At 69.7% G+C, this 16,059-nt stretch carries 15 protein-coding genes, 1 tRNA gene and 1 pseudogene; 2 read left to right on the top strand and 15 right to left on the bottom strand.

Features of this window, described 5'->3' with window-relative positions:
• From WBP48_RS12820 to WBP48_RS12775, 10 genes are all read right to left on the bottom strand, one after another.
• A partial coding sequence (locus tag WBP48_RS12820; protein ID WP_424441013.1) for an FAD:protein FMN transferase occupies nucleotides 1-719 on the bottom strand: 719 nt, incomplete at its 3' end.
• Nucleotides 719-1,222, bottom strand: coding sequence for a hypothetical protein (locus WBP48_RS12815; RefSeq protein ID WP_424441011.1), 504 nt, complete (start codon nucleotides 1,220-1,222; stop codon nucleotides 719-721). The genes WBP48_RS12820 and WBP48_RS12815, both read right to left, overlap by 1 nt.
• A 180-nt stretch (nucleotides 1,223-1,402) precedes the next feature.
• A complete protein-coding gene (locus WBP48_RS12810) occupies nucleotides 1,403-4,108 on the bottom strand; it encodes an HAD-IC family P-type ATPase (RefSeq protein ID WP_424441009.1) in 2,706 nt (901 codons plus the stop codon).
• Between the two features lie 73 nt (nucleotides 4,109-4,181).
• Nucleotides 4,182-5,216 carry a ribose-phosphate diphosphokinase gene (locus WBP48_RS12805; RefSeq protein WP_424441007.1) on the bottom strand — a complete coding sequence of 345 codons (1,035 nt, stop codon included), beginning with the start codon at nucleotides 5,214-5,216 and terminating at the stop codon, nucleotides 4,182-4,184.
• Nucleotides 5,191-6,663 (bottom strand): bifunctional UDP-N-acetylglucosamine diphosphorylase/glucosamine-1-phosphate N-acetyltransferase GlmU, encoded by a 1,473-nt coding sequence (gene glmU, locus WBP48_RS12800; RefSeq protein ID WP_424441005.1) that lies wholly within the window; start codon nucleotides 6,661-6,663, stop codon nucleotides 5,191-5,193. Before glmU ends, WBP48_RS12805 begins: the two co-directional genes overlap by 26 nt.
• 1 nt (nucleotide 6,664) lies before the next feature.
• A tRNA-Gln gene (locus tag WBP48_RS12795) sits at nucleotides 6,665-6,736 on the bottom strand.
• Nucleotides 6,737-6,807: 71 nt separating this feature from the next.
• Nucleotides 6,808-8,385: a dipeptide ABC transporter ATP-binding protein gene (locus WBP48_RS12790; RefSeq protein WP_424441003.1), complete on the bottom strand. Its 1,578-nt coding sequence runs from the start codon at nucleotides 8,383-8,385 to the stop codon at nucleotides 6,808-6,810.
• Nucleotides 8,382-9,290, bottom strand: coding sequence for an ABC transporter permease (locus tag WBP48_RS12785; RefSeq protein WP_424441001.1), 909 nt, complete (start codon nucleotides 9,288-9,290; stop codon nucleotides 8,382-8,384). The genes WBP48_RS12790 and WBP48_RS12785 overlap by 4 nt, the downstream gene beginning before the upstream one ends.
• On the bottom strand, nucleotides 9,287-10,252 hold the full coding sequence (locus tag WBP48_RS12780; protein ID WP_424440999.1) for an ABC transporter permease: 966 nt from the start codon (nucleotides 10,250-10,252) through the stop codon (nucleotides 9,287-9,289). Before WBP48_RS12780 ends, WBP48_RS12785 begins: the two co-directional genes overlap by 4 nt.
• A 53-nt stretch (nucleotides 10,253-10,305) precedes the next feature.
• Nucleotides 10,306-11,829, bottom strand: coding sequence for an ABC transporter substrate-binding protein (locus WBP48_RS12775; RefSeq protein WP_424440997.1), 1,524 nt, complete (start codon nucleotides 11,827-11,829; stop codon nucleotides 10,306-10,308).
• A gap of 156 nt (nucleotides 11,830-11,985) precedes the next feature.
• Here WBP48_RS12775 and WBP48_RS12770 point away from each other — a divergent pair, with 156 nt between their 5' ends.
• Nucleotides 11,986-12,651 carry a DUF1028 domain-containing protein gene (locus WBP48_RS12770; protein ID WP_424440995.1) on the top strand — a complete coding sequence of 222 codons (666 nt, stop codon included), beginning with the start codon at nucleotides 11,986-11,988 and terminating at the stop codon, nucleotides 12,649-12,651.
• On the opposite strand, the gene WBP48_RS12765 is transcribed toward WBP48_RS12770, so the two are convergent.
• A complete protein-coding gene (locus tag WBP48_RS12765) occupies nucleotides 12,632-13,225 on the bottom strand; it encodes a helix-turn-helix domain-containing protein (protein WP_424440993.1) in 594 nt (197 codons plus the stop codon). The genes WBP48_RS12770 and WBP48_RS12765 overlap by 20 nt on opposite strands.
• A 55-nt stretch (nucleotides 13,226-13,280) precedes the next feature.
• On the opposite strand from WBP48_RS12765, the gene WBP48_RS12760 reads away from it, so the two are divergent.
• Nucleotides 13,281-13,778: a MarR family winged helix-turn-helix transcriptional regulator gene (locus tag WBP48_RS12760; protein WP_424440991.1), complete on the top strand. Its 498-nt coding sequence runs from the start codon at nucleotides 13,281-13,283 to the stop codon at nucleotides 13,776-13,778.
• A 9-nt stretch (nucleotides 13,779-13,787) separates the two neighbouring features.
• Here WBP48_RS12760 and WBP48_RS12755 read toward each other — a convergent pair whose 3' ends face one another.
• From WBP48_RS12755 to WBP48_RS12740, 4 genes and pseudogenes are all read right to left on the bottom strand, one after another.
• Nucleotides 13,788-14,609 (bottom strand): SAM-dependent methyltransferase, encoded by an 822-nt coding sequence (locus tag WBP48_RS12755; RefSeq protein ID WP_424440989.1) that lies wholly within the window; start codon nucleotides 14,607-14,609, stop codon nucleotides 13,788-13,790.
• Entirely contained in the window at nucleotides 14,606-14,929 is a 324-nt protein-coding gene (locus WBP48_RS12750) for a GTP-binding protein (RefSeq protein WP_424440987.1), read from the bottom strand. The genes WBP48_RS12755 and WBP48_RS12750 overlap by 4 nt, the downstream gene beginning before the upstream one ends.
• An 84-nt stretch (nucleotides 14,930-15,013) precedes the next feature.
• Nucleotides 15,014-15,613: a helix-turn-helix domain-containing protein gene (locus tag WBP48_RS12745; RefSeq protein WP_424440985.1), complete on the bottom strand. Its 600-nt coding sequence runs from the start codon at nucleotides 15,611-15,613 to the stop codon at nucleotides 15,014-15,016.
• A pseudogene (locus tag WBP48_RS12740) lies at nucleotides 15,610-16,059 on the bottom strand (class I SAM-dependent methyltransferase); the annotation flags it as partial. The gene WBP48_RS12745 and the pseudogene WBP48_RS12740, both read right to left, overlap by 4 nt.

The raw sequence follows: 16,059 nt of genomic DNA, 5'->3' as shown, positions 1-16,059 counted from the left end.
TCGCCCGTGCGGGCGTCGAGCACGTGGTGAAGGCCGCCGCCGTCGGCGCCCGGCCACGCCCGCCGGTTCGTCGCCGAGGCGCACAGCGCGGCATCCGTCACCTGCCACACTCCGATCGCCCGCCGCGGATCGTACGGGTGCTCCAGCGCGATGCGCTCGGTGACCCCGGACGCCACCAGATCGCCGCTCGCGTCCACAGTGACCGGGCCGGTGTCGTGTCGGCGGAGCTCGGCGAGCACGAGGTCGACGAGCCGGCCCTTGCCTACGGCGCCGACGTCGATCGTCGCTGGCTCGCGCAGGCGCAGGATGCCGTCGTCCCACCGCAGCACCTCGCGCCAGTCGGCCGTGGCCGGCGCGGGGCCCTCGTCGATGAAGCGGTACGCGGCGTCGTAGCCGCGACGGGCGAGGACGTCTCCGACGAGCGGATTGACGGCGCCGTCGGTGGCCGCCGACAGCGCCGTGTACAGGTCGAGCATCAGCTCGGCATCCGTGGCATCGGTCTCGTTCACGGGTACAGTCGCCTTGGGCTCCGAGGCCAATCGGGAGACGAGCGAGTCGGCGCGGAACCGCGACCAGACACGGTCAAAGCCGTCGATGACCGCGGTGACAGCGTCTCGCGCAGCACCATCGAGCGGGGCGGCGGTGTCGATCCGCCAGCTCGTGCCGATCGCAGCGAACTCCCAGCGCGAGCCGGCCACCGCGGGCGCCGACCCGGGCATCACGCCGCCGCTTCGGCCTTGATCGCGTCGATCGCCTCGTTGAACCCGCCGCTCGTGAGGGAGGATCCTGCGACGCGAGAGACGGAGATGTCGTCGAGGTTCTTGCCGACGACGACCTCCTCGATGCCGCTGATGAACTCGCTCTGGTACTGCTCCGATTCCCGCTTCGACGGGTCTCCGGTGACGTCGACCGACGTGACGACATCCTGCTCGAGGGTGACCGTGACGCTGATCGTCTCGACCGACTCGGGGGTCGCATACGAGCCCTCCGCCGTGTACGTTCCGTCGGTGTAGACGCCACCCGTTGCCGCGCCGGACCCCGACTCGGACGATTCCGATGACGGAGACGACCCGGTCGCCGACGACGGCGTCTCGCCCGTCGTCGGTCCCGCGCTCTCCGCCACGGCGCCAGCCGCGCAGCCTGCCAAGACGGCGATGCCGAGGATGGATGCCGCGGCGGCGCCCGCGCGCGACGGTCCGGGTACGGCGGTGGTGTGGATCATGATGGTCCTCCTGCTGTCGAGCCCAGCCGATCCCAGTGGATCGCGGGGGCAGGATCAACGCTAGCCGCGGCGAGCGCAGTACGGCCCGGCGCGACTTATGCATTAGCTCAGGATCACGTGGATCCCGAGGCACCTCGGCTTCGCTTGCGACACGCCAACGATCGCGGCCCGGTCAGCCTTTCAAGGGCGCTGCCGCACCGCACCCGCCCGCCGCAGGGCCTTCAACCCCTCGACGGCCAGGAACACCACGACCGACATGCCGATCGGGAGGAGCCACCCGACGGCATCCAGCGGTTCGGAGCCGAACAGGCCGTTCATGAACGGCAGGTAGGTGTAGAGCAGTTGCAGGACGATGAGCGCGAGCGCCGACCACCAGATCACCGGATTGCCGCGCAGCACATCGGTCGTGAGGCTCGAGCGCGACAAGAACCGGCAGTTCAGCAGGAACGCGAGCTGCCCGAGCGCGAGCATCGTCACGGCCTCGGTGCGGGCGACGCCGAGGTCGGTGCCGCGGCCGAGCGAGAGTGCGAAAACGGCGAGGGTGGCTCCACCGATGAGCAGCGACACCACGAGCACGAAGCCGAGCTCGCGCGCCGAGATGATCGAGCCGCCCGGCGCGCGCGGCGGTCGGGTCATGATGCCGCGCTCGGCGGGCTCGTAGGCGAGCGCGAGCGAGAGGGTGATCGCGGTGACCATGTTGACCCACAGCACCTGCACCGGTGTCAGCGGCAGCGTCAACCCGAACAGCACCGCCACGAGAATGACGAGCGATTGCGCACCGTTGGTCGGCAACAGGAAGACGACCGACTTGCGGAGGTTGTCGTAGATGCGGCGCCCCTCGCGGATGGCACTGCGGATCGTCGCGAAGTTGTCATCGGCGAGGACGATCTCGGCGGCCTCCTTCGTCGCCTCGGTGCCCTTGATCCCCATGGCGATGCCGACGTCGGCGCGCGTGAGCGCGGGCGCATCATTGACCCCGTCGCCGGTCATCGCAACGACCTCGCCGTGCGACTGCAACGCCCGGACGATGCGGATCTTGTGCTCCGGGCTCGTCCGCGCGAAGACATCGACGCCCTGCACGACCGCTTTCAGCTGCTCCTGGCTGAGCGCCTCGAGTTCGCCGCCGGTGAGAACGGGAGGGCCGGCGGGTCCGTCGGCATCCCCCGCACCGAGGAGTCCCATCTCGCGGCTGATCGCGACGGCGGTACCGGCGTGGTCGCCGGTGATCATCTTCACACGGATGCCGGCGGCATGGCAGTCCGCGATCGCCTCGATCGCTTCGGGGCGAGGCGGGTCGACGATGCCCCACAGCCCCAGGAACTCGAGATCAACGAGGTCTTCCTGCCCGACTTCGCCTGACCGAGTGGCCTTGCGGGCCGCGGCGAGCACGCGCAGTCCCTGGCCGCTGAGGTCGTCGATCGCCGCGTTCCATAGGGTGCGGTCGACCGGCTCGGAGCCACTGCGTCCGCGTTGGGTCAGGGAGCGCTCGAGCAGTCGGTCCGGAGCGCCCTTGACGAGGATCGCCCGGGACCCGTCGACGGCCTCGTTCAAGGTGGCCATGAACTTGTTGGCGGAATCGAAAGGAACGACGGCGAGGCGCTTGGTGTCGGCATCCGTCGCTCCGCCCTTCATCGCGACGACACGCAACGCTCCCTCTGTCGGCTCGCCCACCAGGTGCCAGCCGCCATCGGCATCGCTCGTGAGCTCGGCGTCGTTGCAGAGGTCGGCGACGGCGAGGACCGCGGCGAGGTCCCCACCACCGGCGGGCTCGATCCCGCCGTGCGGCTGGTAGCCGAGCCCCGACACTTCATACGCGCCGGCGGGAGTGACGATGCGGCGGACCGTCATCTCGTTCTTCGTGAGCGTTCCCGTCTTGTCGGAGCAGATCGTCGTGACCGATCCCAGCGCCTCGACGGCGGGGAGTTTGCGGGTGATGGCGTTGCGGCGGGCCATCTGCTGCACGCCGATCGCGAGCGTGATCGTCACGAGCGCAGGAAGGCCTTCGGGGATCGCGGCGACGGCGAACCCGATCGTCGCGGAGATCAACTCGGGCAACGGCATCTGGTGCAGGTAGCGGCCGATGAGCATCATGACCAGCGCCATGCCGAGGATGACGAGCGTCAGCACCTTTCCGAAGCCGTCGAGTTGCTTCGTGAGCGGTGTGTCGAGCGAGCCGGCCTCGCCGACGAGCGCCTGGATCCTGCCGATCTCGGTGCTCGCGCCGGTGGCGGTGACGACCCCGAGCCCCTGGCCCGCCGACACGATGGTCCCCGAGAACGCCATCGATGCCCGGTCGCCGACCCCGGCATCCGGGTCGACGGATGCCGTCTGCTTCGACGACGGCACGGACTCGCCGGTGAGGGCGGCTTCCTCGATGCGCAGCTGCGTCGCCTCGACGAGGCGCACGTCGGCGGGGACCTTGTCGCCAGGCATCAGGCGCACGAGGTCCCCCGGGACGAGATCCGCGGCGGGGACGGTGCTCCACCCGCCGTCGCGGCGGACAGTGGCGTCGGCAGATAGCATGCCGCGGATGCCGGCGAGCGCCTTCTCGGCCCGGCCCTCCTGCACGTAGCCGATGACCGCGTTGATGACCGCAACCGAGATGATGACCCAGAAGTCCAGCCAGTCCGCCATGACGGCCTTGATCGCCGCCGCGCCCAGCAGGATGTAGATGAGAGTGTCGTTGAAGTGGGAGAGGAACCGCACCCACGCGGGTGCGTGCTTGGGTTCCGGCAGCAGGTTGGGGCCGACGGCGTCCAGACGTGCGGCGGCGTCGGCGGCGGTCAGGCCGTCGGCTCCGACGCGGAGCTCGCGCTGGACGTCTCCCGCGTCCTGGCTGTGCGGACGCGCGACTGTGAGGGCGGCGTCGGTGAGGGATGCGGCCATGAGCCGAATCTACGGCATGCGACTGCCGGGGCCGACGCAGCTCCGCCGGAGATTGGGGAAGCCGCGCGGAGGCTCAGGCGGCGCCGTCGAACATGCTTGTGACCGAGCCGTCCTCGAAGACCTCACGGATCGCGCGGGCCAGCAGCGGTGCAATCGGCAGGATCGTGAGGCCAGGAAAGCGCTTCTCGGGTGGCAGTGGAATCGTGTCGGTGACGACGACCTCGTCGATCGACTCGTCCTGCAGACGCTCGGCCGCGGGGTCGGAGAAGATCGCGTGGGTGGCGGCCACGATGACGCGCTCGGCGCCATTGGCCTTCAGCGCCTGCGCTGCTTTCACGATCGTGCCGCCCGTGTCGATCATGTCGTCCACGAGCAGGCACACGCGCCCCGCGACATGACCGACGATCTCGTTCACCGTGACCTGGTTCGCCACATTCGGATCGCGGCGCTTGTGGATGATCGCGAGCGGGGCACCGAGCGAGTCCGACCACTGGTCGGCCACGCGCACGCGGCCCGTGTCGGGCGAGACCACCGTGAGCCTCGCGCGATCCTCCGCCGACAGACTGTCTTCGAAGTACTCCAGCAGCACGGGCTTGGCGAACAGGTGGTCGACGGGTCCATCGAAGAAACCCTGGATCTGCGCCGCGTGCAGGTCGACGCTCATGACGCGGTCGGCGCCGGCGGTCCTGAACAGGTCGGCGACCAGGCGCGCGCTGATCGGCTCGCGCCCGCGGCCCTTCTTGTCCTGGCGCGAATACGGATAGTACGGCGCGACGACGGTGATCCGCTTCGCCGAGGCGCGCTTCGCGGCATCCAGCATGATGAGCGTCTCCATGAGCCACTCGTTGACCGGCGGACCGAACGACTGGATGAGAAACGCGTCGCACCCGCGGATCGAGACTTCGAAGCGCGTCAGAATCTCGCCGGAGGCGAAAGTGCGATGTTCGGTCGGAACGAGCTCGGTGCCCAAGCAGTCGGCCACCTCGGCGGAAAGCGTGGGGTGCGAGCTGCCGCTGGCGACCACCAGGCGCTTCTTGGTCTTGGCGACCAGGCCCGGCGCGATGCCGCGCTCGACGTCGAGATCAACCGTGTGCTTCTTGCGCGACATCGCCCTGTTCCTGTGCGGACCGGGCTCGGGCCGCAGCAGCAGCTGCGGCCGTGCCCGGTCGGTTGATCTCGACCCACCCCTGGACGTTGCGCTGCGGGGCGACGGTCAGTGCCAGCGCACCGGCGGGCACGTCCTTGCGGATCACAGCGCCGGCACCCGTCTTGGCGCCATCTCCGATCCTAACGGGCGCGACGAACACGTTGTGCGAGCCGGAGTGGACCTCATCGCCGATCTCGGTGCGATGCTTGGCGACGTCGTCGTAGTTGGCCGTGATCGCGCCGGCGCCGAGGTTCACACCGCGCCCGATCGTCGTGTCGCCGATGTAGGACAGGTGCGGCACCTTGCTGCCTTCGCCGATCGTGGAGTTCTTCGTCTCGACGAACGTGCCGATCTTGCCATCGGCGGCGAGGTGCGTGCCCGGACGCAGGTACGCGAACGGGCCGACCGTCGCGCCCGCGCCGACGACGGCGAGGGTCGCATCGGTGCGGCGGACGACGGCGTCCTCGCCGACTTCGCAGTCGACGAGCGTCGTGTCGGGACCGATCGTGGCGCCGCTCGCGACGGCCGTCGCGCGCAGGATGTGCGTGTTCGGCAGCACCGTGACGTCGGGGGCGAGGGTCGCCGTCACGTCGATCCAGGTCGTCCCGGGGTCCTGGATCGTCGCCCCTTCGAGCTGCCAGCGCCGCACGGTGCGGGCGTTGAGCAGTCGCCCGGCCTCGGCGAGTTGCACGCGGTCGTTCACACCCAGCGTGAGGGCAACGTCGCTGACGACGGATGCCGACACGGCGAGCCTGTCGCGGCGGGCCAGCGCGATGACGTCGGTGAGGTACTTTTCGCCCTGAGCGTTGTCGGTGCCCACCTCGGCGAGGTGCGCACGCAGCGGGGCGGAACGGAACACGTAGACGCCCGCGTTGATCTCGGTGACGGCGGCCTCGGCATCCGTCGCGTCCTTCTGCTCGACGATGCGCTCGACGGCACCGTCCGCGCCGCGGATGACGCGGCCGTAGCCGGTCGCGTCGGGCACGACCGCCGACAGCAGCGTGACGGCGGCGCCCGAAGCGCGGTGGTCGCGCACGAGGGCGGTGAGGGTGTCGGCATCGAGCAGCGGCACGTCGCCCGAGAGGACGAGCACGTCGCCGTCGAAGCCTTCGGCCGCGGCGAGCGCGACCTCGACGGCGCGTCCGGTGCCGGGGATCTCGTCCTGGTCGACGACGACGACCTCGTCGGCGATGCCCGTGACGGCCTCGGCAACCTGGTCTCGACCATGCCGGACGACGACGAACACGCGGCCGGGGGCGAGGTCACGCGCCGTGTCGAGGACATGGCCCACCAGCGGGCGCCCGCCGATGCGGTGCAGCACCTTGGGAAGAGCGGAGCGCATGCGGGTGCCCTGACCGGCGGCAAGGATGACGACGGCGAGCGAGGCGTCCAGCGTGTTGTCTGTCATGCTCCGCCGCCAGGATTCGAACCTGGGCCTCACAGCTCCAAAGGCTGTCGTGCTGCCGTTACACCACGGCGGATCGCGCGCCGGTTCGACGACACGGCATGCGGCATCCAGTCTGCCATGGCGGGGGCTGCGGGCGTTCTGCTGTCAGCCGGCCACGGCGCGCGGCACCTCGGGCGGGACGGCGGCGAGCAATCGGCGGGTGTAGTCGTCCTGCGGGTCGGCGAACAGCCGAGGGGCGGGTGCCGCCTCGACGACTCTGCCGCCGCGGAGCACGACGACCTCGTGGCTCATCTCCTGCACGATCGCGAGATCGTGGGCGATGAACAAGTAGGTGAGGTCCTGCTCCTCCTGCAGGTGTCGCAGCAACGCGAGAACGCGCGCCTGGACCGAGACGTCGAGCGACGCGGTGGCTTCGTCGAGGATGATGAGTTCGGGTTCGAGGGCGAGAGCGCGCGCGATCGACACGCGCTGGCGCTGGCCGCCCGACAGCTCGTGCGGGTACCGCTGCGTGAACCCGCGCGGCAGGCCCACCTGGTCCAACAGCTCGCCGATGCGCGCGGCGCGGCGGTGCACCCGAAGCGGTTCCTCCAGCGCATCGCCGACGCTGCGACGCGGATCGAGCGACGCGAACGGGTCCTGGAACACCATCGCGATCCGCCTGCGATCGGGGCGCCGCATGCGGAACACGTCCGTTCCGGAGATCGTGGCCGTCCCCGCGTGGGGTGCGACCAGACGCGTCAGCGCGTTCGCGATCGTGGACTTACCCGAACCCGACTCGCCGACCAGCGCCGTCGTCGTCCCGCGGCGCACGCCGAAGGACACGTCCTCGACCGCGTGCACCACGCGCCGGACCGTGGGGGTGGAGATGTTGAAGCGCACGTCGAGGCTGTCGACCTGCAGGAGCGGATCCGCCTCGGCAGGTGCCTCGCGGCCACCGCCGGAGACGAGCCGAGGGCGGGCCCGCAGCAGTTCGCGCGTGTAGTCGTGCTCGGGTCGCGCATACAGGTCGCCGATCGCCCGGTGCTCCACGGGAGCGCCGTCGCGCAGCACGATCACCTCGTCTGCGACCTGCCCGATGACGCCCAGGTCATGGCTGATCCACACGACCGCCGTGCCCCGTTCCCGCTGCAGCTCTCGCACGAGCTCGATGATCTGCGCCTGCGTGGTGACATCGAGCGCCGTCGTCGGCTCGTCCGCGATCAGCAGGGCCGGGTCGCACGCGAGCGCGATCGCAATCATCGCCCGCTGGCGCTGCCCTCCGGAGAACTGGTGCGGGTAGGCGTCGACGCGCTCGGCGGGATCGGGGATGCCGACGGCGTCGAGAAGGTCGATCGCACGCACGCGGGCGGCGCGTCGGCCGAGTCCGCGATGGGCTTCGAGCGACTCCGTGATCTGACGCCCCACGGTCAGGAAGGGGTTGAGCGAGGTCGACGGGTCTTGGAAGACGAACCCGATCCGATCCCCGTGCACGCGCCGCAGGGCACGCTCGGACGCCCCCACAAGTTGTACCTCGTCGCCGGCGGTCAGAAAGCTCGTGCCGCTGACCCGTGCGCCGGGCACGTCGATCAGCCCGGTCGCGGCAAGCACCGTCATGGACTTCCCGGAGCCGGACTCCCCCACGATGCCGAGGGTCTGCTCGGCATCCACCGAGAAATCGACGCCCCGCACGATCTCCCGGCGCCCGACGGTGACGCGCAGATCGCCGACTCGCAGCACGCTCATCGGGACCGCCTCGCTTCGATCAGGGTGCGCTGGCGCGGGTCGAGGACGTCGCGCAGGCCGTCGCCGACGAGGTTGAAGGCGAGGGCGGTGACGAAGATCGCCGCCCCGGGGAACACGCTCATCCACCACGCCTGGGCGACGAAGCCCTGAGCGCTGAACAGCATGCCGCCCCAGGACGGCGCTGGGGGCTGGATCCCGAGCCCCAGGAACGACAGTGCGGCCTCCGACAGGATGGCGAAGGCGAGGGACAGCGAGGTCTGCACCACGAGAGGCCCCGCGATGTTGGGGAGCACGTGTCGCAGCAGGATCCACGTGCCCGGAGTTCCCATCGTCTGCGACACCTGAACGAACGGGGACGTCCGCACCGACAGCGCCGACGCGCGGGCGACGCGGGCGAAGATCGGGGTGTAGACGATTCCGATCGCGACCATCGTCGTCACCATCCCCGGCTGGAAGATCGCGACGATCGCGAGCGCGAGCAGCAGCACGGGGAAGGCGAACATGACGTCGACGATCCGCATGAGGACGGTGTCGGCGAGCCCGCCGCGGTAGCCCGCCACGGCACCGAGACCGACTCCGACCACGAGCGCGAACGCGACGGCCGCCGCGGCGATCGACAGCGAGGTGCCGCCGGCGAGCAGGACGCGCGAGAAGACGTCGCGACCGAGGTCATCGGTGCCGAACCAGTGCTGCCCGTCCGGCGGCCGGAGCGCACTGCCGACGTCGATGGCGTTGACTCCGTAGGGCGCGACCCAGGGGGCGAGCACAGCGAGCGCGACGACGATCGCGAGGACCGCACCGCTCGCGACCGTGAGCGGGTTGGCGGCCAGCAGACGCCACGCCGACAGCCTTGTCGTCGACTGTTCGGGCACGGGGACCTCGGCGGGGGCGGCGTTCACGGTCATGACAGACGGATCCTCGGGTCGGCGATCGCGTAGAGCACGTCGACGATCAGGTTCACGACGATGAACATGACCGCAACCAGCAGCACCGCCCCCTGGATGAGCGGATAGTCGCGAGCGGCGACGGCCTCGTATACGAGTCGGCCGAGGCCCGGCCACGCGAAGACCACCTCGACGACGACCACTCCCCCGAGGATCGTGGCGAGCTGGATGCCGGCGATCGTCAGCACGGGCACGAGCGCCCCGCGGACGATGTGGCGGGAGGTGACGACCCGGCGCGGCAACCCCTTCGACACCGCGGTGCGCACGTAGCCCGCGGATGCGACATCGATGACCGCCGCTCGGATGTAGCGCGTCATGATGGCCGCCGCGACGAGCCCGACGGTCAGCCCCGGCAGTGCGACCTGACGCAGCCACCGGCCCGGATCCTCGGTGATCGGCGCGTACCCGCTCGCGGGCAGGATGCCGAGGGTCACGGAGAACAGCGAGATGAGCAGCATCCCCAGCCAGAAGTCGGGGATGGACACTCCGAACTGGCTGGTGAGGCGGACGATGACATCGCTGACCCTGCCCTCGTGCAGCGCAGACCAGATCCCCGCAGGGATGGCGATGACGAGCGCGATCACGAGGCCCACCACCGCCAGCGAGACCGTCGCCGGCAACCGCTCCAGGAGCGTCGTCGCGACGGGCTGGCCGTTGCGGAAGCTGACGCCGAGATCGCCCGTGAGCGCTCTGCCGACGTACGTGAGGAACTGCTCGAGGAGAGGACGGTCGAGCCCGGATGCCGCACGAAGCGCCCGGTACGCCTCGTCGGTGTACCTGGTGCCCAGCGCGAGCCGCACGGGGTCGCCGGGCACCAGGTGGACGAGTGCGAACACCACGATGAGCACCCCCAGGAGCACGACCGCCGAGGAGAGGACACGCACACCGAGGAAGCGCAGCACGCGCGCGGGCTGGATTTTCATCGCTCTCCTCTCCCCGGGGGTCGTCGAGTGTGTCGAGTGCCGTCGTATGGGGTTCAGTCGTTCAAGGTGGTGTCGCGGAACCGGATCGCGCGATCGGCACGCGTCTCGTACCCGGTCACCTCCGGAGACCACACCTGGATGACCGACGGGTTGTACAGGTAGATGTAGCTCGCCTCGTCGGCGATGATCGTCGCCGCCTGCCCATACAGGTCCTTGCGCGCATCGGCATCCGTCTCGATCCGGCCGGCGTCGAGGAGCCGGTCGACCTCGGGGTTCGAGTAGCCCTGCGCATTGCTGCCACCGTCGGTGTGGTGCTGTGAGTAATAGAAGTCGTCCGGATCGATGTTGCCGAGCCACCCCATCATCAGCATGTCGAAGTTGCCGCTGTTCTGTTCGTCCAGCCACGTCGAGAAGTCCGGCTGACGGATGCTCACCGTGATGCCGAGCGGTTCGAGCTCGGAAGCGATGATCTGGGCGGCGGTGACCGTCTCGGGATAGTCGCTCGTGGCGAGCATATCGATCGTGCCGCCGGTGACCCCGGCATCCGCCAGCAGGCTCTTCGCCTTGTCCAGATCGGTCGAGTACGTGTCGTACGGCGTGTACCAGAAGCTCTGCTCGGGGATCGCGAGCTGGTTCTGCGCCGCCGTCCCGTAGCTGACGGCTTGGACGATCGCGTCGCGGTCGATCGCGTAGGCGATCGCCTGGCGGACTCTGACGTCATTCCATGGCTCACGCCTCTCGTTGAGGGCGAGGTACCAGTAGTCGCTGGACGGGGTGAGCCCGAGAGTGACGGTGTCATCCCCCTCCAGCCGCTGCACCTGTTGCGTGGGCACGACGTCGGTCCAGTCGATGTCACCCGCCTTCAGCGCGGCCTGCGCGGTGGCGGGCTCGGAGATGAAGCGATACTCCACGCGGCCGAGCTTCGGCGCGCCGCCCCAGTAGTCGGGATTCGCGGCGAGCGTGATGTGATCGCCGGCCGCATACTCGCTCACCGAGAAGGGACCGGTCCCGACTGGCGCGGTGGTGATCTCGCCGGATTCCACGTTCTCCTTCTCGACGATCGCCATTCCCTTGAAGCCGCCGAGGTTCGACAGCAGGTTCGGCGTCGGCTGGGCGACCGTGATGACGACCGTGTCGTCGTCGGGAGCGGCGATGTCGGTGATCGCCGAGAACTTCCAGGCGTTGGACAGCTCCTCGTCGATGATGCGGGTGTAGGAGTACACGACGTCTTCGCTCGTGAACTCCGAACCGTCGTGGAAGGTCACGCCGTCGCGCAGATGGAAGGTCCACGTCAGCTGGTCGTCGCTGATGTCCCAGCTCTCGGCGAGGGCAGGCTGCATCTCGAGGTTCTCGTCGGGCTCGACGAGCGTGTCGAAGACGTTCTCGAGGACCTCGAACGAGAAGTATGAGCTCGTCTTCTGCGGATCGAGCTGGTCGGGCTCCCCGCCGATCGCGGCGATGAGCACGGGGCCGTCGGCGCCGCCGTCGGCGTCGTCGAGATCGACGGCCTCCCCGGCGGAGCACCCGGTGAGAACGAGTGCGGCGATCAGTGATGCGGCGACGAGGCCGGTGCGCATGTTCATAATGGGCCAATCGGGTTGGTGAACAGGTGCATCATTTTGATGATGATTCGATCAGTATGTGCGACCATGGACGCCAGGACAACCTCTCGGTGATTCCGAAACACGATCTTCACATTCCTCGTCGACACGCGCCGATAGGAGAGCACCTCCATGACCTTCACCGTCCTCGCCCGCGACCCTCGGTCGGGGTTGATCGGCGCCGCCACCGCCAGCAAGTCGCTCGCGGCGGGAAACGTGGTCCTGGGAATCGAGCCGCGAATCGGCGTGGTCGCGACTCAGGCGTGGACGAACGGTGCGCTCCGGCGACTGATGCTCGCCGAGCTCGAAGCGGGGCGCAGCGCCGAAGATGCCGTGGCGCGACTGCCCGAGTGGGATGCGCGCCCGGAGTTGCGACAGGTCGCCGCTCTGCCGGTGGCCGGTCCGCCGGCGGCGTGGACCGGAGCGGAGAACTCCGAATGGGCGGGGCACCTGTCGGCGACGAATGCCGTGGTCGCGGGCAACCTGCTCGCGGGCCCGGCGGTGCTGGACGCGATGATCGGTACCGTCGCGTCGGCGCCGGCGCTCGATGAGGACGTCATCGCCCCGGCGCTGTTCGCGCGCCACCTCGTCACGACGCTGGCGGCGGGTGAGGCCCGCGGCGGGGATGCGCGCGGCCGTCAGAGTGCAGCGGTGCTCGTCGCCACCGTCCGGGACAGTGGCGACGTGCGGCTGGACCTGCGCGTCGACGATCACGCCGACCCGCTCACGGAGCTGGAGCGGCTCGTCGGACTGCGCGCCGCCGACCTCGCGGCGAGCGTCAGCGCTCGAAGGGCGTGACGGCGCCGAGCACGATCGTGACCTCATCGTGCCCGTTGGCCCACCAGTGAGCAGTCGAGCAGCCGTACGTTACGGTGTCCCCCGCCCGCAGCACGACACGACGGTCGCCCTGCACGACCACCAGGACACCCGACTCGACCGTCACGGTCTCGGTTCCGATATGTCGGAACGGCCGATGCTCGTTGCTGAAGCCCGGGGGCAACGTCGAGCGGATCAGCTGCAGCATCGACTCCCCCCGCGGGGTGAGCAGTTCCCGCACTGCCCCGGCCCCGGCCGGCTCGTCCGCGGGAGACGGGATGCGGTGACGTTTTTCGGTCCTCACCACGGCGAGGTCGCCGACCGGCTCATCCAACAGCTGTCCGGCCGGTATGCCCAGAGCGGTCGCGAGGCGCTGGATCGACTGGAGCGACGGGTTGCCGAGTCCCCGTTCCAGTTCGCTGACGAGGCCGAAGCTGACACCAGCCTTCTCCGCCAGCGCCTGGACGCTCAGGCCCAGCCGCCGACGCGCCTCCCGGACCGCCGCTCCGAGCGTCTCGACCGCCCTGCTGTCCTCGGCGTCGACGCTTCGTGCCATGCGGCAACCATACCGGGAGCCCCGCCATCGCGCCGATCCCCGCGATAATGGACCGGTGACCAGCGAGCATGACGAAGTCGACCGTATCGTCAGCGCGTGGGTCACACAGCGGCCGGACCTGGACTTCTCGCCGCTTGAGGTGCTCTCCCGCGTCGATCGCCTGTCGCGCCACCTCGACCGGGCACGCCGCGAGGCGTTCCGCCGTAGCGACCTCGAACCGTGGGAGTGGGACGTGCTGTCGGCGCTGCGCCGCGCCGGCGAGCCGTATCAGCTGAGCCCCAAGCAACTGCTGCAGCAGACGCTCGTCTCCAGCGGCACCATGACCAACCGCATCGACCGGCTCGTCGGCCGGCGGCTGGTGCGGCGCGAAGCGGATCCCGCCGACGGGCGGAGCGTACTCGTGACGATCACCGACGATGGCAAGACGCGGGTGGATGCCGCAATCACGCGTCTCGTCGACGCCGAGGCCGTGCTCCTCGGCATCCTGTCCCGCGGTGACCGGGAACGCCTCGCGGGGCTCCTGCGCAAGCTCAGTCTGAGCTTCGACGCCTGACGGCTGACATCACGGGGCAGTAACCGGTTGAGACGAGCGCGACGGTACCACCCGGGTGAGCAGGAGAAGCGTGCGGTTCTGTGCGTGCGGGACGAGAACCCATTGGGCGTCGCCGCTGGACGCGAGCTCGGCACGCAGCGTGTCGGCCGTGATCGTCGTCCAATCCGACGCGAACCGCGCGGCGCGCAGCACGCGACCATTGCCGTCCTGCACTTCGTAGGCGCTGAACGATGCCCCGTCCGGTCCCGACGGGTAGTGGCGAGCGACGTAGCGGTGCGCACCGATCACGCGTTCCTCAGTGACGGGTTCCGCGGGCCGCGGCGCAGTGGCAGCGGGCTCCGAGTCGGTTGTGGCCGGAGCGTTCACCGTGACGACGCCGACACCGTCCGGCGCGAGCCGTTCCGCCAGCGCTGCAAGGGTCTGGGATCGGACGGCGGGGGTCAGATGCCCGAGCATGTGCGCGCAGACGAACCCAGCGATGCGGTCGGGGAGCTGGTCGAACACTTCTGGTACGGCGCCGGCGATGACGCTCACCCGGTCGGTGAGGTCGGCGTCGTCAGCGATACGGGCCAGCATCACGGCCCGCATCGTGAGGGACGGTTCGACCGCCACGATGCGCGCGCAGGTGGCTTGGGCGAGCTGCCGCACACCCAGGCCGCTGCCGGCGCCGAGGTCGAGCACGATGTCGTCGGGACCGCGGTCGCCGAACGCCGCCTCCAGTGCCGGGCGGAGCCGACGATGGGGCTCGTCCATGAACAAGTCGTGGAACTCCCCCATCCGGTCATATCCCGACCCGGGCGCGGTGGTGGCTGTTGTGGTGCCCGTGGTCACGAGTCGCCCCTCACGGCGTCGGCCTCGGCGCTGTGGATGCTGCCGCCACTGATGCTCGCGAAGTTGCCCTGCGCGTGCCCGACGACCTCCGTCTCCTCGACGACGAGCCCGTCGACGTCGAGCGTGCTCATGTCGTTCACGATCACGGCGGGACGCAGACGTGGACGTCGCTTCCACGCCTGCGTGAGCAGGCTCTCCATCAGCGTCGTCTTGCCGGAGCCGCGAAAGCCGTTCAGCACCGTCACCGCCACGCGCCGCTCGGCGGCGCGCTGCTGGGCGCGCTTGCGCGGATCGCCGCTGCGAGAAGGTCGTGCGTTCATCGTCGCTCCCATCCGAGATCGCATTCAGCGCCCCCAGGTCGACAACTCTATATGACAACAATTCTCACTTCCGACGGTGACCGATCAATGCGCCCCGGACGGAGCAGCCGCCCCGAACTCGGGCAGGTGGATGCGCTCGCCGCTGCGATTGAAGAGGGAGAGGATCTCGACCGGCTCGCGCCCGAGTGCGGCGATCCCGTGCGGCAGCCGGGTGTCGAACTCGGCGGCCTGGCCTGCCTCGAGGACGACCTCGCGATCGCCGACGACGACGCGGGCGCGGCCGCGCAGCACGTAGCACCACTCGTAGCCGTCGTGGGAACGCGTCTGGAGCGGCTCGTTCGTCGGCGTGAACGTCATCTTGAACGTCTGCACCGGCGCGTTCTCGGGCGACAGATACTCCACCGTGAGGTTTCCGAACCGGCGGGTGCGGGAACGGATGCGCGGGTCCGGCGCGGTCCACATGAGCAGATCATCGAGGCTGACGTGGAGCGCGCGAGTCACGGGGATGAGCAGTTCGAGATTCGGGGCGCGCTTGCCGGATTCGAGCCGAGACAGGGTCGAGGCGGAGATACCTGTGACCTCGGAGAGCGCCTCGAGGGTGAGGTCGCGCTTCAACCGCGCGGCGCGCAGGCGCGGCCCGACCTCGCGCAGAACGGCCTGCGTGAGGTCGGGCATGGACGTCATGGCTCCAGCCTATGAACGTGGAGCACATGGTCCTCGCGGATGCCGAGCTGCCCGCCCGGGCCGGTCAGCTCGGTCGCGACGAGGTCGTCGCGCACGGTCTCCCACTCCCCCAGTTCTTCATCGGTCAGGTGGAGCGAGGCCCGCGTCTCCTCCGGCGAGGGCAGCGTGAGGTCGACCGGATGGTCGAACTCGGGCATCCCCTGGTGCCACGACGGCACCGTCCAGTGCGAGACGACGAGCAGGTGCCCGCCGGGCCCGACCGCCCGCGCCGCGCGATACAGGATGCGCGCGCGCTCGCCCGGCACAGCGACGGGCGAGTGCAGGAACTGCGCCGACACCAGGTCATAGCGTCCGGGTGGGAAGTCTGCGCCGAGGTCGTACTGCGCGAACAGCGCCCGCGCCCGCAGCCCGAGCCGCGCGGCGTGAGCGCGCGCCCGCACGAGAGC

It is taken from the genome of Microbacterium sp., from assembly GCF_049661145.1.
Lineage (GTDB): Bacteria > Actinomycetota > Actinomycetes > Actinomycetales > Microbacteriaceae > Microbacterium.
This window is presented reverse-complemented; position numbering and strand designations above follow the sequence as displayed.